The following is a 22,208-nucleotide window of genomic DNA, read 5'->3' on the forward strand; positions in this document are numbered from 1 at the left end:
TGTTGAAATCCTTGATAAAGGCGGCCCGCTGTTTCGGATCGGACAGCACTTCATAGGCCTGCTTTACCTGGTGCAGCTTGATGGCTGCCTGCTCTTTCTCTTCTTCACTGGCCCCGTGCAGCTTGTCGGGGTGGTACTGGTTCGACAGCCGACGATAGGCTTTCTTGATGTCGTTTTCGCTGGCGTTGGACTTGACGCCCAGCACCCGAAAGTAGTTGTTCATGGCAGATCCTGCATCACTGGCATCATAGGATTCACGCTGCGAGTGCCTGATGGTGGGGATTGGCAAATCAGGCACGGCAAAAACCCGTCATTTTAACGGAAACCTCCCGCCATCGCCATGAATAGGACGCAAGGTCACTGGCAGAAAAGCTTGACGGGGCACCTTGGGATCTGTCTCCCTGTCGGGAATAGTCTAGGGACTACACTACAGGAGGCGCCGGGGATTATCTTGGCGATCGTCAGTTGGCCTCGGCCGTACCGAGACCCTTACTAAGGAATGGACAGCCATGCTCAAATTTTATCTTCTGCCTATGGTGCTGCTTGGCGGTTTCGCCATCGCTGCCGATGAGAGCATCGATGAGCCCTTGATGTTCATCAAGGGGGACATTACCAAGGCACAGTTTATGGAAAGAGCCGAGCAGCGTTTCACCCGGCAGGACAGTGACAAGGATGGCACCCTCTCGATTGCCGAGAGAGAGGCAGCCATGGCCAAGATGCACGAGGCAATGCAGCAGTCAGGCAAGGCCATGCCTGGCAAGATGGGGAATATGGGCAACATGAGGCCGATGCAGGACACGACCAGGGAACAGTTCATGGCGCATCATGAGGCCCTCTTTACCCAAATGGACAAGAATGGAGATGGTGTGCTTGACGAAGTCGAGCGTACCAGTGCCAGAGGGCGGCTCGGGCAGGGGATGATGGCGCCCGCCCAATAGAGCTGGTTTGTCACCTTTCCTTCCTGAAAAAAGAGCCCGGTAGTGATACCGGGCTCTTTGCATGGAGACGGGGTGACCTGAGGGCTCACCATTGCCGCAGTGCGAGCGCTTCCTGCCCCTGCGGGCGACCCCGACCTTAGCTCTGCCTGGCCAGCTCGGCCTTCACCAGCTGCTCCAGCTCCTCATAGGGGATGGCGCCCGACACCAGCTGGTTGCCGATCAGGGTCGCCGGTGTGCCCTGTACACCCAGCAGGGTGCCAATGCGCAGGCTGTTGCGCAGCTCCTCGGTGGCTTTACCCTCCGGTTTGAGTGCCACATTGCCGGTGGCCGCCAGCGCCTTGTTGATGTCCGCCTCGGTCAGCATCCCCTGCTTGCTCATCAGCTTGTCGTGCAGGGCGAAGAAGCGGGCGGGATCCTGTTGCCACAGGGTCAGGCTGTACTGGGCTGCCTTGGCGGAGCTCTGCCCCTTGAACGGCAGCAACTTGATCACCAGCCCCAGATCATTCGGATAGGCCTTGAGCAGCCTGGTCAGCTGGGGATCGAACTGCTTGCAGTAGGGGCAGTTGTAGTCGGTAAACAGCACCAGCGTCAGCTTGGGGTTTTTGGCACCCAGGCGCGGGCTGGTAGCGCTGTTGAACAGCACATCCTTGTTGCCCTTGATGAAGTTGCCAAGCTGGGCCTCCTGGGCTGCGGCATTCTGCTTCTCCCAGGACTCGGCCGCCTCGTCGAGGATCTTGGGGTTGGCGATGAGAGTCTCGCGGATCAGCTCCTTGATGCGTGCTTCCTGTTCAGGGGTGAAGGGGGCCGCGTGCAGGGTCGGAGCCAGCAGGGTTGCGCAGAGAGAGGCCAGCAGGGGCAGGGCGCTCAGAGTCGGTTTCATGGATACTCCTTAAAATCGGGTAGTGCCAGCCTGAAGTGGCCAGCCTTGTGCAAGCTAGTCGGCAGTCGTCGTGGTTGCGTCGGGGCAGCAAGGTATTCCCCTGCAACAACGCCATGCCGTAAATCTGTTTTCAGTACGCCGCAGTCGTGCCCCGTTGGTGCAAGAAGGCGGCGATGGTCTCGCAAACATGAGTCATGACCAATGGCAAAGAGCCGGAATCATTCCCGCCAGATGCAGAGGGTGAGGTGCAGACGCCGTTCGGGTGGCGAGATGACTATGGGTGGGGGCAGTGGCGGTGTGTAGCGCCAAAGGGGGGCCAGCAGGGCGATCAGCACCGCCACGGCAAAGAAGAGCTGTTCGATGCAGAGCAGGGGGGCGGCGCTCAGCCACTTGCCGTTGAGCTGGCAACTGCCTGGCTGCGGGCTGGCCGGTTTGGCATCCCCCAGATCCGTTGTCGAGTTCTGAACGGGTAGCGCCTGACAGCTGAGCGCCTGATCAAGCAGGGCAAGCCGGGCCAGCGGCTGGGCCGCACAATTGAGCAGCAGCAGGCAGACCAGCAGCAGGAGATGTTTCGCTACCCGTTGTTGCAAAATCATGTTCGCCCCGTCCATCAAGATGGGGCCATCCTAACGACCAATGGCGGGTGGGGCAAGTCGGCGGCGTATTGATGAGCAGTACTGTGGGTGGCGCGACGGGGAGGGTGGTCGGTTCTGTTTGGCGAACGCTTGTTCGCTAAAAGGGGGATCAGTATACTGCGCCGAGTTAAAACTCGAGGTGTTCGATGCTCAAAATTGCCCGTGTGCTGCTGCTTGGTCTGCTGCTCATTTTCTGGTTCCTGTTCGGCCTGCTGCTCTGTCTGGTTCGTCCGCGCCATCCCAACAACGTCTATGTTTTCGCCCGCATGTATCACGCGGTCTGCCCGCTGATCGGACTGCGAGTCAAGGTGACGGTGGCCGACGAGGTCAAATCGGTCGGCCCGGCGGTCTACGTCTGCAACCACCAGAGCAACTTCGACATCTTCACCGTGACCGGTGCGGTGCAGCCCGGTGTGGTGGCGGTGGGCAAGAAGAGCCTGCTGTGGCTCCCCTTCTTCGGCCTTATCTTCTGGCTCTCCGGCAACGTGCTGATCGACCGCTCCAACCGCTCCCGTGCCATCGGCACCATAGGTCAGGTGGTGGATCGCATCAAGAATCGCGGCACCTCCATCTGGATGTTCCCGGAAGGGACCCGCTCCAAGGGGCGTGGCCTGCTGCCATTCAAGGCGGGCGCTTTCCACACTGCGGTACAGGCTGAAGTGCCCGTGGTGCCCATCGTCTGCTCCAGCTACTTCGGTCAGATCGACCTCAATCGTTGGGACAACGGCGAAGTGCTGGTGGAAGTGATGGCACCGGTCTGCAGCAAGGAGCACGGTGCCGCTGGCATTCGCGAGCTCTCCGAAGTGTGCCGTGCCAGGATGGAGGCCAAGCTGGCCGAATTGGACAGCAAGTTGGGCCACAGCCACGCAGCTTGACTAGATATCGCAGATGAATCGACAAGGGAGCCTCAGGCTCCCTTTTTTATTGGTAAAAATCACCACCTGGTTGGCTATTTTCACCAATAAACCCTTCTTGAATTTCCTCGGTAAATTCCCATCTATATGTAAAACAACAATAATCTTTCTTGGCACGGCTCTTGTAATGCAATGGGAAGAGATAGCAATCCCATCAACAAGGAGCCAGACCATGAGCGTATTCAGCCGCCTGACCGACGTGATAAATGCCAACCTGCACAGCCTGCTCGACAAGAGTGAAGAGCCGGAGAAGATGCTGCGCCTGATGATCGAAGAGATGGAGCAGGTGCAGGTCGAGATGCGTACCCAGGCCGCCCGCGTGATTGCTGAACAGAAACAGCTGGAGCGTCACCAGCAGGGGTTGCAGGCGCAGATCCTGGAGTGGTCGGCCAAGGCCGAGCTCGCCATCCAGAAAGGCCGTGAGGATCTGGCCCGTGCCGCCCTCACCGAGAAGCTGGCGGAGGCCAGGAAATGTGAACAGCTGGAACAGGACAAGGCCCGGGTGGCCGAGGTGCTGGCCCAGCTTACCGCCGACAGCGAGCGACTGGCAGCCAAGCTGACCGAGGCGCGGGAGAAGCAGAAACTGCTGACCCTGCGCGAGCAGACAGCCCACAGCCGCATTCGTGCCCGCGCCCAGGTGGACAACCAGCGCATGCATGAGCTGATGGCGCGTTTTGACGGTTTTCAAGGCCGGGTCGATCAGCTGGAAGCCCAGCTGGAGGCGGCCATTTTGGGGCAGAATCCCTCGCTGGAGGCCCAGTTCCGCGAGCTGGAGCTCAATGACGAGATAGAGCGCGAGCTGGCCCGTCTCAAGGGGCAGAAGGTGGAGGTATAACCATGACTCCCTGGCCCAAGGATCTTGTCCATCGCAAGCTGACTGGCGTTTGCGCCGGCATTGCCCAACGGCTGGGGATCTCCAGAGTGACGGTGCGAGTGGTAGCCCTGCTCGCCCTGATCCTGGTGCCACCGCTGGCACTGGCTGCCTATCTGCTGGCGGTGCTGGTGATGCCGCCCCGTTATGAATTGAAACGCTGGCTGGATTGACCGCAAGGCAGCCCCGCGGCACAGAGAGCCCGTAAGGAGCAAGTTATGCTGGAATTTTTCATCTTGCTGGGAGTGTTGCTGGTCATGGCGCTGACCGGCTTTACCCTGGTGGCCATGCTGCTGGTCAGCGGCGTGTTTGTACTACTGGGGCTGCTGAGCGGCATGCTTGCCCTGATCGTCAAGTTGGCCCCCTGGCTGCTGGTCGCGCTGGCAGTCTGTTGGCTCATCAGCCACCGTCGTCAGCGCAACAATACCTATCTGTAGTTGTGCAACAAGTTATGAAATGCTCCCTGATTTCCCCTTTTCGGCCACTCATCGAGTGGCCTTTTTTTAGCTGTAACCCTTAAGGTCGGGTCGTTTCGGGTAACCACTGCGGGCTCCAGCTCTGCCAGAGTGCCGGGCTGTGGATCAGCTGCTCCTTGAAGGATTTTGGCTGCTGCTTGAGGCGATATTCGAGGCGCAGGGCAGCCCCCTTCTCGCCGACCTCCTGCTGCCAAGCCAGCGTCAAGGGGCCCTTGCCGCGCAGGGCGCGAGCCCCCTTGCCGCTCTGGTGCTGACGCAGACGACGTTGAGGATCCGTGCTGACCCCGGTATAGAGCAGGCCGGTGGCGGTGCGCACCATATAGATAAACCAGCGAGAAGAGGGGGGAGAGGCGTGCGGGGATATCCCGTCAGGAGGTTTTATCATTTGTACTTCTCTGTGCCAAACTCAAAAGCAGTGCAAGGAGGTGCGATGAGAGTCTGGTTCTGGTTGTGGTTACTGTTGTCGGTTCCGGCTCTGGGGGAGACGATCCGTCTCTACGATTACCATCAGCATCCGCCCTTCAATACCGGAGTGGATGCCGGACTGAGCCGCGAGCTGGTCAAGTATCTCAATGAAAAGTTGGGGGGGGAACCCAGAATCGAGCTTTGGCTGGTCAATCGCGCCCGGCTGGCGCTGGAGATGGCGGATCCCGACTTTGATGGCCTGGTGGTCTGGGTCAATCCCGCCTGGGTAGGGGATCCCCATCGCGAGCGTTATCTCTGGACCTTTCCGGTGATGCGCGACACCAACGAGCTAATCTCGAACATCGACAAGCCGATCACCTATCGCGGACCCGACTCCCTCAAGGGATTGGTGTTCGGCGGGGTGGAGGGCTACCGCTATCAGGGGATCGACGATGCGGCAGCAAGGGGAGAGCTGGAGCGTCACGATGCCAAGAAGGTGAAGACCAATCTTGAGCTGCTGGTGCGCGGCCGCATCGATGTGACCATGGTGCCTGGCTCCGCGCTGGGCTTTTTCATCGACTCAAACCACTATCAGGGCAAGCTGTTTATCTCGCCATTCCCCCAATCCAGCTATACCCGCCATATCCTGCTGCCCAAATCTCGCCCAGAGCTGCATGCCACCCTCAACGACATCGCCGAGCAGATGGACAAGGATCCCCGCTGGCACAAGGTGCTGGAGTCCTATCGCGGTAAGCCCTGAGGGCGGCGCTTGAGTCGGTGCAGCGGCAACAGGCTCACCAGCAGACCTGCCCAGACAAAGGCGAAACCGACCGCCTTGATGGGGTCCGGCGCCTCACCAAACCAGTAGATGGCGAGCAGGAAGGCGAGGCTGGGCTCGATATATTGCAGCAGCCCCACCGTGCTCATCCGGGTTCTCGCCACCGCATAGCAGAAGAGCCCCACCGGCAGCAGAGTAGCGGGCGCACTGCCCATCAGCAGCAGCTTGTCGGCCAAATCCCCGTTCACGAATGCCCCTTCCCCGTGCCACCCCAGTGTGCCGATGATGATCAGCGCGACGGGCAGTTGCACCATGGCTTCCAGATAGAGGCTGGTGCCGGTGTCGTAGTGGATCTTCTTCTTGATAAGGCCATAGCAGGCGAAGTTGGCCCCCATGATGAGGGAGAACCAGGGGAGTTGGCCGTAGCAGAAGAGCATGTAGGCGAGCCCCGCCAGCGCCAGGGCGACCGCCAGATGCTTTTGCGGGGTGAGTCGCTCTTTGAGGAAGATGACGGCGAATACGATATTGAACAGCGGGGTCATAAAGAAGGCGAGGCTGGTGGTCAGCACTTGCCCGGTAGTGAGGCACCAGGTGAACATGCACCAGCTGATGGACATCACGGGGCCCGCCAGCAGAATGAGGCCGAGCTGGCGCGGCTCGCTGCGCAGTTGTGCCCAGGGCACCTTGTGGCCAAGCAGCAAAAACAGGGCACCCAGCAGCACCACAGACCAGAGCACCCGGTGGGAGATCAGCTCCCACATGTTGACCTCGGGCATGAATTGATAATAGAGCGGCAGCATCCCCCACAGGATGAAGGAGAGGGTCGCGGTGCCGGTACCTAGCCAGTTTTTCATTATTATCCGTTTATTAAATTAAACGATCATGGCGATAGTAGGGGGCGCGCCCTGTTTCCACAAGAGGGAAAACAGGGAAATGCTGGTACTATCAACGTCATGCAGCGAATCGATAAGTTGTTTGAGCAAATCAGGGCCTGCCGTCTGTGCGAGGCTCATCTGCCGCAGGGGCCTCGTCCGGTGATCCGCGGTGCCGAGAGTGCCCGCCTGCTGATCATCGGTCAGGCGCCTGGCACCCGGGTGCATGCCAGCGGTATCCCGTGGGATGACCCCTCTGGCGATCGCTTGCGTCAGTGGCTCGGGGTCGATAAACCCACCTTCTACGACGAATCACGTATTGCGATTATGCCGATGGGGCTCTGTTATCCCGGCAAGGGCAAGTCGGGCGACCTGCCACCCAGACCCGAGTGTGCGCCCACTTGGCACGACAAGGTGTTGATGCTGCTGCCCAATATCGAGTTGACCCTGCTAATCGGTCAATATGCCCAGCATCGCTATCTGGGCAAGGCGGCCAGGGGATCGCTGACCGACACGGTGCGCAGCTGGGCCGACTATGGCCCCGGCTGGTTGCCGTTGCCGCATCCCTCCCCGCGCAATACTCTCTGGCTCAGGAGGAATCCCTGGTTCGAAGATGAGATCGTCCCCCATCTGCAGCAAAGGGTCGCCCCGCTTCTGGGGAGACCCTGAGTATTAGAGCGCTGGCTCGGCCAGCGGTTTTGGCTTGCTGCGCGCCATGGCGATGAGCGGCAGGACGATGCAGATACAGCCCAGCAGCAGCGGCAGACCGGGCTGCTCGTCAAACAGCCACACCCCGATGGCCACCGCCATCAGCAGACCGGTGTACTCCGCCGAGGCGATCTTGCTCGCCTCCGCCTTGCGATAGGCCACCACGCACAATCCTGCATAGACCATGATCAGCGCCGAGGAGCCGAAGGCGGGCCACCACATCTGCCACTGCCAGTCGCCCCCTTCCCACAATGCCAGCGCCAGAATAAAGGGCATGCTCAGCACGTTGGTGAAAAACAGGGTCTGGGCGATGGGCTGCTTGAGTGGGATCCGCTTGATCAGCAGATTGTTGAGCGCCATCGACAGCGCTACCCCGAGCGCCGCCAGTGCGGCCCAGTTCACTTCGGTCGGGCGCAGCACGATCAATACCCCGATAAACCCGATAACCGCAGTCAGCACCTTTTGGCGCGAGATCGCTTCCCCCGCCATCCACACTGCCAGCGGCACCATCATCAGGGGGGCGGCATAGAAGAGGGCATTGGCGGTAGCGAGCGGCAAGCGGGTGAGGGCCACCACCATCAGGCAGACGCCGACCGCCCAAATATGGGCCCGCAGCAGGTGCCACTTGATGGCCACCGGCGGGTTGCGGCGCCATGACCAGAGCAGCCAGGGCATCAGCAGAATGGCGGCCGAGAGCTGGCGGAAAAAGACAAACTGGAAGATGGGCTGATCCGGCTCCAGCACTTTGACCAGCGCATCGGAAAAAACCGCCACCATATTGCCCAGCACCAGATAAAGGATGCCGATCCCTACTGCATTCATACCACCTCCCACTTCAGATGAGGGGAGGGTAGCGTGCCGGTTGATATCCAGTAAAATGATAAAAAATGACCATTCATGAGATATTTAGATAATGAAGCTTCCTCCCCTGCGTGCGGTGCAATATTTCGAGGTGGTGGCCCGGCTGCTCAGCTTCTCCCGCGCCGCTCTGGAACTGAACGTCAGCCAGAGTGCGGTCAGCCACCAGATCCGTCTGCTGGAGGATTTTCTGGGTGAGCGCTTGCTGCTGCGTCAGGGGCGGTTGCTCTCGCTGACAACCCAGGGGGAGAGCTACTTCGAAGGGATTGCTGCCGGGCTCAGCCAGATTGCCCAGAGCAGCGAACAGCTGCGCGGTGGCGGCGAGATGCGGTTGCGCCTCGCGGTCTACAGCTCGTTTGCGGTGAAATGGCTGATCCCGCGGTTGGCTGGATTGCGCCAGCTCTACCCCGAGCTGGATTTGAGTCTGGAGATGGTGGCGGAAGATCCTGAGCTATCTGATCGGGTGGCGGATTGCTTTATCACAGTCTCACCCCACGGACGGGGTTACTGCCACGATCTTATCTATCAGGAGCGGCTCTTTCCGGTCTGTAGTCGCCGCCTGTTGCAGCAGATCAGCGGGGAGTGGCCTGAGGCCATCTGGCAGTTGCCGCTGCTCTCGGTGCAGTCCATCTACAAGGCGCGGGGGGAGGATTGGCAGCGCTGGGCCAAGGCCGGCGGGCTGGTTATTCCGGACGAGGCACGGATGCACCACTTCAGCCATGTGCTGTTGGCGATGGAGGCGGCGGCCTGGGATCAGGGGGTGGCATTCGTGAATGATTACATGCTGCGGCCCGATGATCCCCAGCTGGTGGCCTTGCCGGTACACCAGCTGGAGACGGGGGATGCCTTCTACTTTACCTGCAAGCGCTCGCGGGCCCATGAGCCCGCCATCAGCCGGTTACGCCAGTGGCTGATGATGGAGACACGCCAGAGCATGCCGCTCTAGCGCGGCATCAAGCTTTCTTGAACTGGCTTAGGACAAACAGGCTGGTGGCGCAGACGACGACAGAGGGGCCTGCCGGAGTATCTTGATACCAGGAGAGGGTCAATCCACCCAGCACGGCGAGACAGCCAATCAGCGCGGCAAAGCCGGCCATCTGCTCCGGTGTCTGGCTAAAGCGGCGGGCGGTGGCGGCAGGGATGATCAGCAGGGAGGTGATGATCAGCGCCCCGACAAACTTCATCGCTACGGCGATCACCAGCCCGATCAGCAGCATCAGCACGCAGCGCAACACGTCGACCCGGATCCCCTCGACCCGCGCCAGCTCTTCCGAGATGGTTATGGAGAGCAGGGGATCCCAAAGTCGCCACAGGGTGAGCAGCACCAGCGTGCCACCGCCGTAGATCCAGAGCAGGTCCATCGGTTGTACCGAGAGCAGGTCGCCGAACAGGTAGGCCATCAGATCCACCCGCACGTTATCCATAAAACTCAAGGTAACCAGACCGAGCGACAGGGCGCTGTGGGCCAGAATGCCGAGCAGGGTATCGGTCGCCACCTGCTGGTTGCGACTCATGATCACCAGCAGCATCGCCATGGCGAGGCAGCAGACCACCACCGCCAGGGTGAGATCGACCTGCAGCAGGATGCCCAGCGCGATGCCGAACAGACAGGCATGGGAGAGGGTGTCGCCAAAATAGGCCATCTTGCGCCATACCACGAAGCTGCCAAGGGGGCCGGCCAGCAGGGCGATGCCGAGACCGGCCGCGAGGGCGTATAACAGAAAGCTGTCCACTTGAATGTCCTGTTGCTTGCGCTATTTGCTGTGAGCGTTGTTGCGAGAAGGCAGGCGGATGACGGGGGCCTGCGGTTCATGATGATGGTGTTCGCCGTCGCAGTGGTGATGGTGGGTATAGACAGCCAGCACCTCCTGCTCCGGTCGCCCGAACAGACGGGCAAATTCGGGGTGGCGCGCCACGCTTTCCGGCTCGCCATGACAGCAGACGTGGCGATTGAGGCAGATCACCTCGTGGGTGCTGGCCATCACCAGATGCAGGTCGTGGGAGACCATCAGCACGGCGCAATTGAACTCGGCGGCGAGCTGGCCGATGAGAGCATAGAGTTCAATCTGGCCGGTGATATCCACACCCTGCACCGGTTCATCCAGCACCAGCAGCTCGGGCTTGACCAGCAGGGCGCGAGCCAGCAGTACCCGCTGCATCTCGCCACCGGAGAGTTTTTGCATCCGGTTTTCCAGCAATCCCTCTGCGCCCACCCGGGCCAGAGCTTCCTCGATGGAGAGGCGGCTATTTTTGCCCAGTTGCAGGAAGCGTCGCACCGTCAGCGGCAGGGTGGGATCCAGATAGAGGCGCTGTGGCACATAGCCGACTCTCAGATCGCGGCTGCGGGTGATCTTGCCCGAATCCGGCGTGAGCAGGCCCAGCACCAGCTTGCTCAGGGTGCTCTTGCCCGCCCCGTTGGGGCCGACTAGTGTGGTGATTTTGCCTTTATTGAGGGTAAAGGAGACCTTGTCGAGCACAGAGCGTCCATCAAACGAGAGAGAGACCTCTTTCAGCTCTACCAGTTGGCTCATGACAACTCCGGGGTTTACAGCCAGTGAGAGTTATAATATAACAAAAAGCGGCTGTTATATTATCACATACTCACCCCCTGACGAGATTCACCAATGAGAATTATTGCGCTTTTCACTGCCCTGCTGGCGGTGAGTTTGCCTGTTCGTGCCATTGAGGTACTGACCACCATCAAGCCCCTTGGCTTCATCGCTGCGGCGATCACTGACGGCGTGAGTGAGCCCAAGGTATTGTTGCCGACCGGCGCCTCTCCCCACGATTTCTCCCTGCGCCCCTCCGATATTCGCAGCATCAACAGTGCTGGGCTGGTGGTGTGGGTTGGCCCCGAGCTGGAAGGGTTTATGGCCAAGCCGCTGGCCAATCATCCCCATGCTTTGGCCCTGACTCAGGTTGAGGGAATGCCGCTGTTCAACTACGCGACTCAGGATAGTCATGACTCCCATGACCATGATGATCACGATCATGCCGCCCACGAGCACGGTAACCATGATCATGATGAAGGGCATGAGGGACATCATCACGAAGGGGTCGATCCCCATATCTGGCTTGGCCCGACGCAGGCCAAGGTGATTGCCAAGGCGATCGCAAGTGAATTGGGCAAGCTGGATCCGGCCAATCAGGCTCGCTATGACGCCAACCTCGCGGCATTTGATGCCAAGGTGGATGCCAAGGACAAGGTGATTGCCGGCCAGATGAAGGCAGTGAATGAGAAGGGGTACTTTGTCTTCCACGAGGCGTATGGCTACTGGGAGCGCCATTACGGCATGAGTTCAAAAGGTCACTTTACCGTGAGCCCTGAGCGTCGCCCGGGCGCCAAGACCCTGGTGGATATCCGCAAGGCACTGGAAGAGAAGCAGGCGAGCTGTATTTATGCCGAGCCGCAATTTTCACCGGCAGTGATCGAATCGGTGGCACGCAATACTGGCGCCAAGGTGCTGTTGCTTGATGAGGTGGGTGAACAGGTGCCGCTTGGCCCGGATGGTTATCCCCAATTCATGCAACAACTGGCAGACGCATTTGCCCAATGTCGCTGATTAGCGGCTGAGTCTCTCATCCGGACGGACTATACTGACCTCCAGCATCTGACATGGAGTGTCCGGTATGAAATGGTTGTTGATCCCGGCCTGCACACTGGCGCTATGTTGCGCCAGCGTGCAGGCTTCGCGTCTTTCCGAATATATTGCCAGTCCGGACCTGCGGGCCAAGCTGCAGGAAGTGTATGGTGGCCGGGCCATCCAGCGGGCCGAGGCATTTTCTCGCTTGCTCACCCCCAGAGCGGGTACAACCGACCAGCAGAAGATCGAGCTGGTGAACAACTACTTCAACAATCTCACCTACAGTGAAGACCCCAAGCTGTGGGGAGATGAGGATTACTGGGCCAATCCGCTGGAGTTCATCGGTGCCCGGGGTGGGGATTGCGAGGATTACAGCATCTCCAAGTACTACACCCTGATGGAGCTGGGGGTGGATGAGAAGAAGCTGCGGTTGGCCTACGTCAAGGCGGTGCGTTACAACCAGTTCCACATGGTGACGCTCTACTTCCCGACACCCAAGGCTGATCCACTGGTGCTCGACAACATCAACAGCCGGATCCTGCCGGGTAGCAAGCGTACCGATCTCATTCCCGTTTACAGTTTCGATGCCAAAAGCATCTGGATCATGAAGTCACGGCGGGAAGGGACGCTGGCGGGGAGTGCCGATCGGCTGGCGCAGTGGACATCGATGAAGACCCGTTTCTCCAGCGAGCAACTGCGCTCTCCTCGTCGTCAGCTATAGATTGCCCGCCGCCTTCAACTCATCGAAATATTTCGCCGCGCCCGGATGCTGTTCAATGCTCAGCACAGGGCCGGTTTTATTGCGTGCCCGGTGAAACATATTGGCGTAGCCATAAGTTTGCTCATTGAATTTGGTTTGCTGGGTCAGCATGGCCTTGGTCAGGCGATAGACAGACTCTTCCGGCATGGTGGCATTGGTAACCAGGGTGGCGGCAATAGCAAAGGTGGGCGTCGCCTTCAGATTGCCGGGGTAGATGCGGGCAGGCACCTGACTGCGTTGGTAATATTTGACACCCTTGAGTAGCTGATCCCGGGTGGCCCCATCGATGGGGAGGAAAGTGACCGCGCAACGTTTGGCGGTGTCGAGCACAATCCGGTTAGGGTGTCCCATCACCAGTGCAAATGCATCGATCTGCTTGCTACAGAGCGCATCCGGCAGGTTGGCCATGCTCTTCAGATCGAGATCCTGTTCTTTCGCTCCCAAGATGTTGAACAGGGCCAGCGCCGTCTGGCGGGTACCCGAGTTCTTCAACCCCATATCGATGGGGGCGAGCTTGAGCTGTTCCAGTGAAGTGATATCGCCATCGGCACGGATCACTATGGTGAAGGGCTCGGCATGGGTGGCAAACAGGGCGCGCAGCTCAGGTTGCGGCTGGGTGGCAAAAGGGCCCAAGCCTTTGCTTGCCTGATACAGCCAGTCTGACTGCACCATGGCGTAGGAGGTCTCGCCACTCTTCAGCCGCTTCAGGTTTTCTATTGAACCCGATGAGCTCTGCAATGTGCACGCAAGTTGCTCATCGACCTCATGGGCCAGACGGCAAAATTCTTTGGTTATCTGGTGATAAATCCCCTGCTCACCCCCGGTGGTGATAGTGACGGTTTCAGCCATCAGGCCGGGTTGCCACAGCAGGGGCAACAGCATGGCGAGCTTTTTCATGATTGCGCCTCCTTGGCATAACCATCGATACCCCAGGTCCGCAGTTTGTCGATGTCGTTACACTCTCCCGATTCTGCCAGCAGGGTATAACCAGCGGCATGCATGGTCTGGGAGAGCAGATTCCAGTAGAGCGGTGCATCGGTCAGCTGGCAGCTGATAAAAATGGGATTGAGCGGGTCAAGTTGATTGAAGGTATCCGCATTGAGGGGAATGGCGCTGAAGGCGAGCTCACACCCCTGTTCCTGCAACGCAGCCAAGGTAGACTGGCCGTGGGCGGGGAATGTGGCTACATCCCAGCGCCAATCCAGTGTTTTTCCTCGCCCCTGGCTTAGCAGAGGGGCGATTTCGGACCATTGCGGGTGATTGAGCAGGGAGAGGGGCAGCAAGATCCCCTCTATATGAGAGTGCTGCCACTGTTGCAGGGCGCTCTGGATGGTCGCGAGATCGCTGTCGGCACCGAGGGGCTGGCTGGGCAAGAAACGCTGATAGAGGGCGATTTCCCCTTGTGTGGAGACAAATTTTTGCAGTTGCCCGCCTTCTGGCAGCGGGCTTAGCCCTTGCAGTGGCTGTGGCATGGTTGGGGCAAGCTGTTTTCCCAGTTGGGTGATCTTGAGCCGTTGTTGCAGCAGATCCCGCTTGCGTTCGGAGACCAGTTGGTTGATGGAAAGTGCCACCTCTTTAAGGTCTTGCAACCAAGGGGTGGGCAGGGTGCTGTTGAACTGGTGTTTGCGCAGCCGGATCAGCTGCACATTGATCTGCTCCAGTGGTTGCAGCAGGCGCTTGCAGACCAGAGAGATGACTAGGGTAAATACGACGAGCCCCGCCAGCAGGGCTATGCCGGTGCGACTGATGGCATTCCACAGATGCTGATAGGCGTAGCCGCTATGTCCCTCAAGGGTCAGAGTGCCCAGCATGCGCCAGCCATCGGTCAACTCTTGCTCAATCTTGACGGGGGGCATGCCGATAACCGAGGGAAGCCAGCCGGGAACATTCTGCTGGGTAGAGTGGAATACCTTCTGAAACAGCACCTGACCATCCGGATCCACCAGCATGACCGAGCTGACGAAACCGCCATCGAACATGGCATTGACGATGGTTTCGGCCAGCACCTGATCATCATTGAGCAGGGTGCCTTGCAGTACCAGTCCAAGGGCTGTGATGGCGGTCTCCAGATTGGCCGACATCTGATCAAGGATTGACTGGCGGACTGTGGAGACTTCAAGAACGAACAACATAACTGCACCAATCAGGAACAGTACAAGGATTATCCAGCGCAACAGTTTTGATAACGTCATATCCACTCCATGGAAAAATTATCGCAACATTTGAATTTTTAATGCCGAATCGAGTCCGACCCGGCTCTTAAAAATAGGAAAAAATAGTTAAAAAAGGCGATCATTTCTGCCCATCAGGGCGTGTTATGCATAAAATGTGAGGTTCATGCAGATTGTGATGAACTATTTGTAATTTGTTTTGTCCAAAAAACAGTTTTATACGGTTTTGTCACAACTGACATCGCAATACTCTCTCTTGGATCTAAATACAGGATAGCGGATGAAACGTCTCCGTCCCTTGGTAGCACAGGCTGCCAATTGGGAACCACCGGTTCCCCGCAAACATTTTTACGCCATGCTGATGCTGACGGCCATGACCTTGTCAGCAGTGGCATTGCTGCCAGCGCCGGGGGATATCCTGGAGCGGCCTCTTCGCCTTGAGTTGCCCATTGATACCGCCGGTACGGCAACCAACGAAAACAACACCGATTTTAACGAAATCCCAGACCACGAACTGGTTGATCAGAGTGCGGCAGAGGACGATATCCCTGTTGATACCGCACCGCAGTGGCAGGATTACCGAGTGCGTAATGGTGAGAACCTGACCGCCATTTTTAACAATCTGGGACTCTCTACCACTACTCTCTACAAGGTACTTGATGCGGACAGCAAGAACTATCTGGCCAGATTGAAACCGGGCCAGACCATAGAGCTGCTGATCGATCAGGACAACATTCTGCAACAACTCAAGATCCGCTTGAACATCAAGCAGACGCTGGTGATGGCGCGCAGTGACGATGCTTATACTGCCTCCATGATCAACGAGAAGGTCGAGTGGCAGCCGCAGCGTTACAGTGGCGTGATCAACGGCAGTTTCTATGTCAGTGCCCGCAATGCTGGCATTCCTGCCAATCATATCCAGAAGATTGCCAACCTGTTCCAGTGGCGGATGAACTTTGCCCAGGATCTGAAAAAGGGCGATAAATTCAAGGTGTTGGTACGCCAGGAGACAGTCGAGGGCAAGAGCACCGGTAACAGCCAGCTGCTGGGTGTGGAAATGATCAGTCAGGGCAAGACGGTGTCGGCCTGGCTCTCCGATGATGGCAACTATTACGATGGTCAGGGCAACAGCCTGGAGCGTGGTTTCCGCCGTTATCCGACCCACAGTCGTTACCGGATCAGCTCAAACTTCAACCCCGCGCGCAAGCATCCTGTGACTGGTGCTATCCGTCCCCACGAGGGGACCGACTTTGCCGTTCCGGTGGGTACCCCGGTACTGGCCACGGGTGACGGTGTGGTCCAAAAGGCGACCAGCCACCCGCTGGCGGGTACCTATATCGTCATCAAGCACGGTCGAACCCTCTCTACCCGTTATCTGCACCTGAGCAAGTTGCTGGTCAAAACCGGTCAGCGGGTGAAGATGGGCGACAAGATCGGCCTCTCCGGCAATACCGGTCGCTCGACTGGTGCTCACTTGCATTACGAGCTGCGGATCAACAACCGTCCGGTTAATGCCATGACCGCCAAGCTGCCGATGGCTGAACCGCTCAGTGGCAAGGAGCGTCGCCAGTTCCTGGCCAAGGTGAAGAGCTACCGCAAGGAGCTGGCCGCCGGTTAATCGCTGTAGCCACTAGCTGAAATGAAAAGGCCCCGCCAGACTGGCGGGGCTTTTTTGCATGAGCAGTGTTGGTCAGTAACCCTTGTCGAAGTCAATCTTGCCATCCAGTGGCTGGCCATCGATAAAGCGAATGTAGTTGCGTACAAATATCTGGGCCACATCCTCTGGAAAGCTGTAGGCGCTGTTGTGGGGGGTGACGATTAGGTTGGGTTGTCCCCACAGTGGACTGTCGGCGGGCAGCGGCTCCTGCTCGAATACATCCAGCACCGCCATTGCCAGCTTGCCGGTACGCAGCGCTGTGAGCAGGTCACCCGAGTGTACAGCGCTGCCACGACCGACGTTGAACAGGATGGCGCCCGGTTTGCAGTGTTCGAAGCGCGCGGCATTGAACAGATGACGGGTATCGCGGGTGGCAGGCAGCACGCTGACGATGACATCGGCCTGCGCCAGCATCTTGTTGAGCGCAGGCAGTTGATAAACCTGGTCAAACCCGGCACGTTCCCGACCACTGCGGCTGATGCCCAGCACCTTCATACAAAAATGTTTGCCGGTGTGGGCGATATGCTGGCCAATGCTGCCGGTACCCAGGATCAGCATGGTTTTCCCTTTGAGCCCCTGATAGGGGTGACTCTGCCAGAGTCGTTGTCTTTGTTGTTCCCGATAGAGAGGAAGTTGGCGTGTCAGACTGAGCAGATGACCAAAGACATACTCGCTCATCAGCGGGCCGAAGATGCCGCGCACGTTGGTGAGCTGATAGTTGCGACGACTGTCCGGATCGAGCAGCACGTCGACCCCGGCATAGGTGGACTGGAACCAGCTCAGCTTGTTGGCTTTGGGCAGCAGTGGCTTGGCGCGGGCTGGCTCTGCCAGCAGAATATGGGCCTCGCCGATAAGTTGTTCGGCATCGCTCGGGTTGTCGGCCCGCAGAATGCGCAGATGAGGGAGGTTGGCCGCCTTGAGCAGACGTTCGTAGTGAGCATTATCCTGGCTGAGCAAAAGAAGGGTACGTTGGCTCATACTCTTGTTCCTTATCAGAATTTGCGGCGCGACAAGATGCCGCTCTCGTCCCATCTTACCCGAGTTGCCAGCGCAACATAGCCGACCAGGGCGCTTTTTCGTTTTCGCCACGCCCCTCGTGGGCTACAATCTGCCCCACATTTTGCAAAGGATCCGACTCCAGTGTTTGGTGACAAGTTTTATAAGCGACTGGCCGAGCTACAGCCTTGGCAACAGACCGTCTACACCCTGGCGCTGGCAGAGCGCATGTACCCCAACTATGCCCTGTTCAGCCAGGCTTCCGGTTTTGGCAATGCAGATGCCTTCCGGCACGCGCTGGATCAGATGTGGAACTATCTGACCGTCAAGGGCTCACGTGTCAATCTGGGAGCCATTCTCGAAGAGTTAGAAGCCCATATCCCGGATCCCCGCAAGTTTGAATCCTACGGCGCCTATCCGGCGCTGGATGCCTGTGTGGCACTGGGCTGCGCCTACAACTCGGTGATCTGCCGGGTTGGCGAAGAGGCCAACGATGCCAGCCATGCCTCCGTTGGCACTGTGGCCGGTTTTATCGAGCTGCTGGAGGAGCGGGATCTGACAGAAGAGGAGCTCTACGAGCACGAGTACATGGAGGCCGAGCTGGAGTTTCAGGTCGAGTTGCTCAAGCGGGTTGCCCATGAGCGCGACAGCGATCGTATCCTGGCTATCAGAGCATTCGCCTCTCAGGATGGCGTCTCCAATATCGGTATCAGCCTGGAAGAGTAATTATCTCCGGTGCCTGATAGACAAAAGCTCCCGGTCGGGAGCTTTTTTTATGTCTGTCATTCTGTGGCTGTTTAAGCTTGCTCTTCGGTCAGGGGTCTGACGCTCAGCACCGGGGCAGCGTCGATTTCGTCTGCATTCATCATGGTGGAGATGCGTTGCAGGGAGGAGAGCAGCAGGGTCTGTTCCCACGCTTCCAGCGCCTGAAAACGCTGGATGAAGCGCTCTTGCAGCGGGGTCGGGGCCTGGGCCAGCAGGGCGCGGCCTGCGTCAGTCAGTGTCGCGTGAACCTTGCGCTTGTCGGTATTGCTGCGAACGCGCTGCACCAGTTGACGGCTCTCCAATCGGTCCATGATGGTAGTGGCGGTGGCCTGGCTCATGTTGGTGTGATCGGCCAGCTGACGCATGGAGATCTGTCCCAGCTCGTCGATCCCTTTTAGCAGCAATAGTTGCGGGGAAGTGAGCCCGGCTTCTTTGATCAAGCGCCTGGAGTGCATGTCGATGGCACGAATAATCTGGCGCAGGGCGACCAGTACTTCATCATGTTTTTCCATGGGGTGTGCGTCATTTGAGGGCTATGGAGAGGCGCAAAATTTTCCGCCTAATTCGTTACAAGGTCAATATTGTTTTTGTTGTAATGGTTTTTGCTCTAATCAATTTTGTGTTAGGTTGTCGGGCATTTCACGGAATTCACCCTGACATTTGAGGAGCGAGATGATGAATGACGAGCTGGATATCAAGTCTCTGGTGGCCGAGTTACGTGTGGTTAGAGTGCGCTATGAACTGCCGGACACCTCGGCTTTTGTGCGTTATCAGCCTGCCTATGATGAAGACCCCAACAACCTCAAGGTACACCACTATGATGGTGAGTTACCCCTCTCTTGCAGTGAGACAGGTACTTTCAACCTAAAGGAGTTGGTGAATGAATTACGCTACGCCTATGTGCTGGTGCACCTCTTTCCTGACGAAAGCGCCATGAACTTCTATCTGACCGGCCTCGATACCGGCCTGGCCCAGCTGGAGTTCATCGGCGGCTCTTACGACTTCAACCGCCTCTGGATCACCAGCGGTGTCTCCAATCAGGGTGTCCCCATGGCCATCTTCCTCGGCAAGCGTCACGCCGTGAACGGCCAGCCCTCGGTTTCGCTGGTGGATCACCGCGAACAGGCAGCCGGCAAACTGGTCTATCGCGCCATCGGCGGGGCCGGTGATCATGTGGGCGAAGACTTTTTCAACAACGACTAAGGAGGCTGGATGCGAGCAAGCAAAGGGCTATTGAAAGGCCTCAACCCCACCATGGCCATGACGGCCCTCACCGTGATCACCCTGTTTTTACTGTTTGGCGTTTTTGTTCCCGATACCGCAGCCGCCTGGTTTGTCGGTGCCAAGGATCAGATTATTGCCGGGTTCAAGTGGTACTACATTCTGGTGGTCGCCCTGTTCCTGTTCTTCGCTGTCTACCTGATGTTCAGCCGTTTTGGCAGCATCCGGCTGGGTGACGACGACCAGGTACCGGAGTTCGGCTACTTCGCTTGGTTCTCCATGCTCTTTAGCGCGGGCATGGGGATCGGTCTGGTGTTCTGGAGCATCGCCGAGCCGATGAACCATCTGCAGGGCAATCCGTTCATTACCGAAGGGATGACCCCGGAAGCGGCCCAGATCGCCATGCGCCTCACCTTTTTCCATTGGGGCCTGCACCCCTGGGCCATCTATGTGATCGTTGGCTTGTCGCTGGCTTTTTTCAGTTATCGCCGCAAGTTGCCGCTGGCTATTCGCTCCGTGCTTTACCCCATTCTCGGTGAGCGCATCTACGGCTTCTGGGGCCATGCGGCCGATGTGCTGGCGGTGTTCGGCACCGTGTTCGGGGTGGCAACCTCCCTCGGTCTGGGGGTCTCCCAGATGAATACCGGCCTCAACCAGATGTTCGGTATGGCAGTGTCGCAGTCCAACCAGCTTTGGCTGATTGGCGGTATCAGCCTGATCGCCACCCTCTCGGCGGTTTCCGGGGTCGGGCGCGGGGTGAAGATCCTCTCCGAGCTCAATATCTGGCTGAGCGTCTTCGTACTCGCACTCTTTCTGGTGCTGGGGCCGACCACCTATATCCTCAACGCCTATGTACAGAACATCGGTGATTACCTGCAGAACATCGTCAAACTGAGCTTCTGGACCAACACCGAGGCCAACGGCACCTCGGCCTGGCAGTCGAGCTGGACGGCGTTTTACTGGGGCTGGTGGATTGCCTGGGCGCCGTTTGTCGGCATGTTTATCGCCCGTATTTCCAAGGGGCGTACTATCCGCGAGTTTGTGCTCGGTGTGTTGCTGGTACCCTCGCTGCTCGGCATGTTCTGGCTCACCGTGTTTGGCGGTACGGCGATGAATCTGGAGCTGTTTGGCGGTGGCGGCGTGGTCGCTGCGGTCAATCAGGATGTGACGCTGGCGCTCTACAAGACGGTCGAACTGCTGCACTGGGATACCTTCGGCTGGATCGCCAAGGCCGTGCTGACCCTGCTCATCTGCACCTACTTCATCACCTCCAGTGACTCGGGCACGCTGGTCATCACCACTCTGCTCTCCATCGGTGATCAGGAGCCGCCGGTACTGCACCGCGCCGTATGGGGTCTGGGGCAGGGGCTGGTTGCTGCTATCCTGCTGGTCTCTGGCGGCCTGGCAGCCTTGCAGGCGGCCAGCATCATAGCGGCGCTGCCCTTCTCGGTGATCATGCTGGCGATGTGCTATTCGCTGATGCTGGGGCTCAAGCAGGAGAGCCAGCGCCAGTTCGAGTATCGCCAGAATCTCAAGCGCCACGATGGCTCATCCCATATGAGCCTGATGGAGCGAATTGGTCCTGCATAACGGCACCAGCAGGGGTTAGCGCCCCCTTACATATAAACTTGGATGCAAAACGGCCGCCCTGGCGATGCTCTCCTTGCGGAGCTCATCATCAGGGCGGCCGTCTGTTATGGGGCCGAGGTTACTCCTCGATAAAGGTCCACTCATCCTTGATGCGGCTAATGGCATCAGTGCGCTTTTTGGCGAGCTGCTCCTTGATCTCTTCTCCCTTGTAACCGGCCGCCACTATCTCTTTCACCGGCACTGCCTGGGCGGCAGCCAGCGCTTCGGCCACATAGTCCGGCTCGGCGTAGACCCGCTCCTCGAAACCTGTGCGGCCGTGGAAGTCGGCGCGGCAGGCATCCAGCAACTGGGCAAAGCGCTCGGGGCGACGCCAGGCATCAGCCTTGTCGAACACTTTGAGCAGGGTGGCGGGCTTGAGCTCAAAGGCAATATGGATGTGGGTGTGCAGATCGCTCACCAGCAGCGCCAGATCCCGGCACTCATTGGGTACCCGGAACCGCTCGCACAGGGCGCGAATAAGCGGCAGCCCTTTCTGGCCGTGACCGTGATGGCTGGGCCAGAACTCCTTGGGGGTCACTCCCTTGCCAAGGTCGTGGCAGAGGGCGGCAAAGCGGACTGTCAGCTCGGGGGAGATCCGGCACGCCTGCTCCAGCACCATCAGGGTGTGGATGCCGGTATCGATCTCCGGATGCCACTTGGCCGGGGCGGGGACGCCGAACAGAGCGTCGATTTCGGGGAAGAGCGCCTTTAGGGCGCCGCACTGGCGCAGCACCTCGATAAAGATCTGCGGGGTTGGCCCCAGCAGCACCTTCTCTAGCTCCTTCCAGACTCGCTCCGGCGTGAGGTGGGTTAGCTCGCCAGCGGCCGTCATCTCGCTCATCAGGGCGAGAGTTTCCGGCGCTATGGTAAAGCCCTGAGCGTGGAAGCGGGCGGCGAAGCGGGCAACCCGCAGGATGCGCAACGGATCTTCGGCAAAGGCGGGGGAGACGTGGCGCAGCAGCCGTTTTTCCAAATCCTCGATGCCACCGTAGGGATCGTGAAGCTGGCCCTGATCATCTTCGGCGATGGCGTTGATGGTGAGATCCCGGCGCAGCAGATCCTGCTCGAGCGTCACATCGGGGGCGGCGTG

Annotated in this window: 27 protein-coding genes; 14 read left to right on the forward strand and 13 right to left on the reverse strand. The window is 58.7% G+C overall.

Going from position 1 to position 22,208, the window contains the following annotated elements:
- Positions 1-223: DnaJ domain-containing protein (locus tag G5358_RS13315; protein ID WP_421321638.1), on the reverse strand; the 223-nt coding region annotated here is incomplete at its 3' end.
- 286 nt (positions 224-509) lie between these two features.
- Between G5358_RS13315 and G5358_RS13320 the strand changes: the two genes are divergently transcribed.
- Positions 510-938: an EF-hand domain-containing protein gene (locus tag G5358_RS13320; protein ID WP_421324227.1), complete on the forward strand. Its 429-nt coding sequence runs from the start codon at positions 510-512 to the stop codon at positions 936-938.
- 136 nt (positions 939-1,074) lie between these two features.
- On the opposite strand, the gene G5358_RS13325 is transcribed toward G5358_RS13320, so the two are convergent.
- Both G5358_RS13325 and G5358_RS13330 read right to left on the reverse strand, forming a co-directional pair.
- Positions 1,075-1,818 (reverse strand): DsbA family protein, encoded by a 744-nt coding sequence (locus G5358_RS13325; RefSeq protein WP_216952101.1) that lies wholly within the window; start codon positions 1,816-1,818, stop codon positions 1,075-1,077.
- A gap of 218 nt (positions 1,819-2,036) precedes the next feature.
- Positions 2,037-2,414, reverse strand: a complete 378-nt coding sequence (locus tag G5358_RS13330; protein ID WP_216979528.1) for a hypothetical protein — start codon at positions 2,412-2,414, stop codon at positions 2,037-2,039.
- Positions 2,415-2,599: 185 nt separating this feature from the next.
- On the opposite strand from G5358_RS13330, the gene G5358_RS13335 reads away from it, so the two are divergent.
- From G5358_RS13335 to pspG, 4 genes are all read left to right on the forward strand, one after another.
- Entirely contained in the window at positions 2,600-3,328 is a 729-nt protein-coding gene (locus G5358_RS13335) for a 1-acylglycerol-3-phosphate O-acyltransferase (protein WP_421172394.1), read from the forward strand.
- A gap of 211 nt (positions 3,329-3,539) precedes the next feature.
- Positions 3,540-4,202, forward strand: coding sequence for a phage shock protein PspA (gene pspA / locus G5358_RS13340; protein ID WP_216979527.1), 663 nt, complete (start codon positions 3,540-3,542; stop codon positions 4,200-4,202).
- Between the two features lie 2 nt (positions 4,203-4,204).
- Positions 4,205-4,411 carry a PspC domain-containing protein gene (locus G5358_RS13345; RefSeq protein ID WP_124241612.1) on the forward strand — a complete coding sequence of 69 codons (207 nt, stop codon included), beginning with the start codon at positions 4,205-4,207 and terminating at the stop codon, positions 4,409-4,411.
- 45 nt (positions 4,412-4,456) lie between these two features.
- Positions 4,457-4,675: an envelope stress response protein PspG gene (gene pspG / locus G5358_RS13350; RefSeq protein WP_216952098.1), complete on the forward strand. Its 219-nt coding sequence runs from the start codon at positions 4,457-4,459 to the stop codon at positions 4,673-4,675.
- A gap of 79 nt (positions 4,676-4,754) precedes the next feature.
- Here the strand turns inward: pspG and G5358_RS13355 are convergent, their stop codons facing one another.
- A complete protein-coding gene (locus tag G5358_RS13355; protein ID WP_216952097.1) occupies positions 4,755-5,099 on the reverse strand; it encodes a GIY-YIG nuclease family protein in 345 nt (114 codons plus the stop codon).
- A 45-nt stretch (positions 5,100-5,144) separates the two neighbouring features.
- Here G5358_RS13355 and G5358_RS13360 point away from each other — a divergent pair, with 45 nt between their 5' ends.
- Positions 5,145-5,879 carry a substrate-binding periplasmic protein gene (locus G5358_RS13360; protein WP_216952096.1) on the forward strand — a complete coding sequence of 245 codons (735 nt, stop codon included), beginning with the start codon at positions 5,145-5,147 and terminating at the stop codon, positions 5,877-5,879.
- Here G5358_RS13360 and rarD read toward each other — a convergent pair.
- Positions 5,861-6,751: an EamA family transporter RarD gene (rarD, locus tag G5358_RS13365; protein ID WP_216952095.1), complete on the reverse strand. Its 891-nt coding sequence runs from the start codon at positions 6,749-6,751 to the stop codon at positions 5,861-5,863. The two genes, G5358_RS13360 and rarD, sit on opposite strands and share 19 nt — an antisense overlap.
- Positions 6,752-6,850: 99 nt before the next feature.
- On the opposite strand from rarD, the gene G5358_RS13370 reads away from it, so the two are divergent.
- A complete protein-coding gene (locus G5358_RS13370; RefSeq protein WP_421324228.1) occupies positions 6,851-7,438 on the forward strand; it encodes a uracil-DNA glycosylase family protein in 588 nt (195 codons plus the stop codon).
- A gap of 3 nt (positions 7,439-7,441) precedes the next feature.
- Here G5358_RS13370 and G5358_RS13375 read toward each other — a convergent pair whose 3' ends face one another.
- On the reverse strand, positions 7,442-8,299 hold the full coding sequence (locus tag G5358_RS13375) for a DMT family transporter (protein ID WP_005335858.1): 858 nt from the start codon (positions 8,297-8,299) through the stop codon (positions 7,442-7,444).
- Positions 8,300-8,390: 91 nt separating this feature from the next.
- On the opposite strand from G5358_RS13375, the gene G5358_RS13380 reads away from it, so the two are divergent.
- Positions 8,391-9,281, forward strand: coding sequence for a LysR substrate-binding domain-containing protein (locus G5358_RS13380; protein ID WP_040067029.1), 891 nt, complete (start codon positions 8,391-8,393; stop codon positions 9,279-9,281).
- A gap of 7 nt (positions 9,282-9,288) precedes the next feature.
- Here the strand turns inward: G5358_RS13380 and znuB are convergent, their stop codons facing one another.
- The gene (gene znuB, locus G5358_RS13385) at positions 9,289-10,068 is read right to left on the reverse strand and encodes a zinc ABC transporter permease subunit ZnuB (RefSeq protein ID WP_421172390.1); all 780 of its coding nucleotides are present in this window, start codon (positions 10,066-10,068) and stop codon (positions 9,289-9,291) included.
- A gap of 21 nt (positions 10,069-10,089) precedes the next feature.
- Positions 10,090-10,866: a zinc ABC transporter ATP-binding protein ZnuC gene (gene znuC, locus G5358_RS13390; protein ID WP_005354861.1), complete on the reverse strand. Its 777-nt coding sequence runs from the start codon at positions 10,864-10,866 to the stop codon at positions 10,090-10,092.
- Positions 10,867-10,959: 93 nt separating this feature from the next.
- Here znuC and znuA point away from each other — a divergent pair, with 93 nt between their 5' ends.
- Together znuA and G5358_RS13400 are read left to right on the forward strand one after the other, a co-directional pair.
- Positions 10,960-11,898, forward strand: coding sequence for a zinc ABC transporter substrate-binding protein ZnuA (znuA, locus tag G5358_RS13395; protein ID WP_323896567.1), 939 nt, complete (start codon positions 10,960-10,962; stop codon positions 11,896-11,898).
- 67 nt (positions 11,899-11,965) lie between these two features.
- Positions 11,966-12,640, forward strand: coding sequence for a transglutaminase-like cysteine peptidase (locus G5358_RS13400; protein WP_042052461.1), 675 nt, complete (start codon positions 11,966-11,968; stop codon positions 12,638-12,640).
- Here the strand turns inward: G5358_RS13400 and G5358_RS13405 are convergent.
- Together G5358_RS13405 and G5358_RS13410 are read right to left on the reverse strand one after the other, a co-directional pair.
- Positions 12,635-13,576 carry a TAXI family TRAP transporter solute-binding subunit gene (locus G5358_RS13405; protein WP_421324229.1) on the reverse strand — a complete coding sequence of 314 codons (942 nt, stop codon included), beginning with the start codon at positions 13,574-13,576 and terminating at the stop codon, positions 12,635-12,637. The two genes, G5358_RS13400 and G5358_RS13405, sit on opposite strands and share 6 nt — an antisense overlap.
- On the reverse strand, positions 13,573-14,871 hold the full coding sequence (locus tag G5358_RS13410) for a LapD/MoxY N-terminal periplasmic domain-containing protein (protein WP_216952091.1): 1,299 nt from the start codon (positions 14,869-14,871) through the stop codon (positions 13,573-13,575). Before G5358_RS13410 ends, G5358_RS13405 begins: the two co-directional genes overlap by 4 nt.
- 259 nt (positions 14,872-15,130) lie before the next feature.
- Here G5358_RS13410 and mepM point away from each other — a divergent pair, with 259 nt between their 5' ends.
- Positions 15,131-16,468: a murein DD-endopeptidase MepM gene (mepM, locus tag G5358_RS13415; RefSeq protein ID WP_216952090.1), complete on the forward strand. Its 1,338-nt coding sequence runs from the start codon at positions 15,131-15,133 to the stop codon at positions 16,466-16,468.
- A gap of 72 nt (positions 16,469-16,540) precedes the next feature.
- Here mepM and G5358_RS13420 read toward each other — a convergent pair whose 3' ends face one another.
- Positions 16,541-17,485, reverse strand: coding sequence for a D-2-hydroxyacid dehydrogenase (locus G5358_RS13420; RefSeq protein ID WP_216952089.1), 945 nt, complete (start codon positions 17,483-17,485; stop codon positions 16,541-16,543).
- 162 nt (positions 17,486-17,647) lie between these two features.
- Here G5358_RS13420 and G5358_RS13425 point away from each other — a divergent pair, with 162 nt between their 5' ends.
- Positions 17,648-18,229 carry a YjaG family protein gene (locus tag G5358_RS13425; RefSeq protein ID WP_216952088.1) on the forward strand — a complete coding sequence of 194 codons (582 nt, stop codon included), beginning with the start codon at positions 17,648-17,650 and terminating at the stop codon, positions 18,227-18,229.
- A 71-nt stretch (positions 18,230-18,300) separates the two neighbouring features.
- Here the strand turns inward: G5358_RS13425 and G5358_RS13430 are convergent, their stop codons facing one another.
- A complete protein-coding gene (locus G5358_RS13430) occupies positions 18,301-18,780 on the reverse strand; it encodes a MarR family winged helix-turn-helix transcriptional regulator (protein WP_216952087.1) in 480 nt (159 codons plus the stop codon).
- 163 nt (positions 18,781-18,943) lie between these two features.
- On the opposite strand from G5358_RS13430, the gene G5358_RS13435 reads away from it, so the two are divergent.
- Positions 18,944-19,471 (forward strand): hypothetical protein, encoded by a 528-nt coding sequence (locus tag G5358_RS13435; protein ID WP_216954452.1) that lies wholly within the window; start codon positions 18,944-18,946, stop codon positions 19,469-19,471.
- A 9-nt stretch (positions 19,472-19,480) separates the two neighbouring features.
- The gene (locus G5358_RS13440; protein ID WP_005335834.1) at positions 19,481-21,079 is read left to right on the forward strand and encodes a BCCT family transporter; all 1,599 of its coding nucleotides are present in this window, start codon (positions 19,481-19,483) and stop codon (positions 21,077-21,079) included.
- Between the two features lie 118 nt (positions 21,080-21,197).
- Here G5358_RS13440 and G5358_RS13445 read toward each other — a convergent pair.
- The coding region (locus G5358_RS13445; protein ID WP_421324230.1) for a multifunctional CCA addition/repair protein at positions 21,198-22,208 on the reverse strand (1,011 nt) is incomplete at its 5' end.

Source organism: Aeromonas sp. 604176 (assembly GCF_049170755.1).
Lineage (GTDB): Bacteria > Pseudomonadota > Gammaproteobacteria > Enterobacterales > Aeromonadaceae > Aeromonas > Aeromonas veronii_A.

Excerpts from the sequence above, each read along its gene's own strand:
- rarD (WP_216952095.1), bottom strand. The coding sequence starts at position 6,751 with ATGAAAAACTGGCTAGGTACCGGCACCGCGACCCTCTCCTTCATCCTG.
- znuA (WP_323896567.1), top strand. The coding sequence starts at position 10,960 with ATGAGAATTATTGCGCTTTTCACTGCCCTGCTGGCGGTGAGTTTGCCT.
- mepM (WP_216952090.1), top strand. The coding sequence starts at position 15,131 with ATGAAACGTCTCCGTCCCTTGGTAGCACAGGCTGCCAATTGGGAACCA.
- G5358_RS13430 (WP_216952087.1), bottom strand. The coding sequence starts at position 18,780 with ATGGAAAAACATGATGAAGTACTGGTCGCCCTGCGCCAGATTATTCGT.
- G5358_RS13435 (WP_216954452.1), top strand. The coding sequence starts at position 18,944 with ATGAATGACGAGCTGGATATCAAGTCTCTGGTGGCCGAGTTACGTGTG.
- G5358_RS13410 (WP_216952091.1), bottom strand. The coding sequence starts at position 14,871 with ATGACGTTATCAAAACTGTTGCGCTGGATAATCCTTGTACTGTTCCTG.
- G5358_RS13375 (WP_005335858.1), bottom strand. The coding sequence starts at position 8,299 with ATGAATGCAGTAGGGATCGGCATCCTTTATCTGGTGCTGGGCAATATG.
- G5358_RS13380 (WP_040067029.1), top strand. The coding sequence starts at position 8,391 with ATGAAGCTTCCTCCCCTGCGTGCGGTGCAATATTTCGAGGTGGTGGCC.
- G5358_RS13320 (WP_421324227.1), top strand. The coding sequence starts at position 510 with ATGCTCAAATTTTATCTTCTGCCTATGGTGCTGCTTGGCGGTTTCGCC.
- G5358_RS13370 (WP_421324228.1), top strand. The coding sequence starts at position 6,851 with ATGCAGCGAATCGATAAGTTGTTTGAGCAAATCAGGGCCTGCCGTCTG.
- pspA (WP_216979527.1), top strand. The coding sequence starts at position 3,540 with ATGAGCGTATTCAGCCGCCTGACCGACGTGATAAATGCCAACCTGCAC.
- G5358_RS13420 (WP_216952089.1), bottom strand. The coding sequence starts at position 17,485 with ATGAGCCAACGTACCCTTCTTTTGCTCAGCCAGGATAATGCTCACTAC.
- G5358_RS13330 (WP_216979528.1), bottom strand. The coding sequence starts at position 2,414 with ATGATTTTGCAACAACGGGTAGCGAAACATCTCCTGCTGCTGGTCTGC.
- G5358_RS13355 (WP_216952097.1), bottom strand. The coding sequence starts at position 5,099 with ATGATAAAACCTCCTGACGGGATATCCCCGCACGCCTCTCCCCCCTCT.
- znuC (WP_005354861.1), bottom strand. The coding sequence starts at position 10,866 with ATGAGCCAACTGGTAGAGCTGAAAGAGGTCTCTCTCTCGTTTGATGGA.
- G5358_RS13405 (WP_421324229.1), bottom strand. The coding sequence starts at position 13,576 with ATGAAAAAGCTCGCCATGCTGTTGCCCCTGCTGTGGCAACCCGGCCTG.
- pspG (WP_216952098.1), top strand. The coding sequence starts at position 4,457 with ATGCTGGAATTTTTCATCTTGCTGGGAGTGTTGCTGGTCATGGCGCTG.
- G5358_RS13400 (WP_042052461.1), top strand. The coding sequence starts at position 11,966 with ATGAAATGGTTGTTGATCCCGGCCTGCACACTGGCGCTATGTTGCGCC.
- G5358_RS13360 (WP_216952096.1), top strand. The coding sequence starts at position 5,145 with ATGAGAGTCTGGTTCTGGTTGTGGTTACTGTTGTCGGTTCCGGCTCTG.
- G5358_RS13440 (WP_005335834.1), top strand. The coding sequence starts at position 19,481 with ATGCGAGCAAGCAAAGGGCTATTGAAAGGCCTCAACCCCACCATGGCC.
- G5358_RS13325 (WP_216952101.1), bottom strand. The coding sequence starts at position 1,818 with ATGAAACCGACTCTGAGCGCCCTGCCCCTGCTGGCCTCTCTCTGCGCA.
- G5358_RS13345 (WP_124241612.1), top strand. The coding sequence starts at position 4,205 with ATGACTCCCTGGCCCAAGGATCTTGTCCATCGCAAGCTGACTGGCGTT.
- G5358_RS13335 (WP_421172394.1), top strand. The coding sequence starts at position 2,600 with ATGCTCAAAATTGCCCGTGTGCTGCTGCTTGGTCTGCTGCTCATTTTC.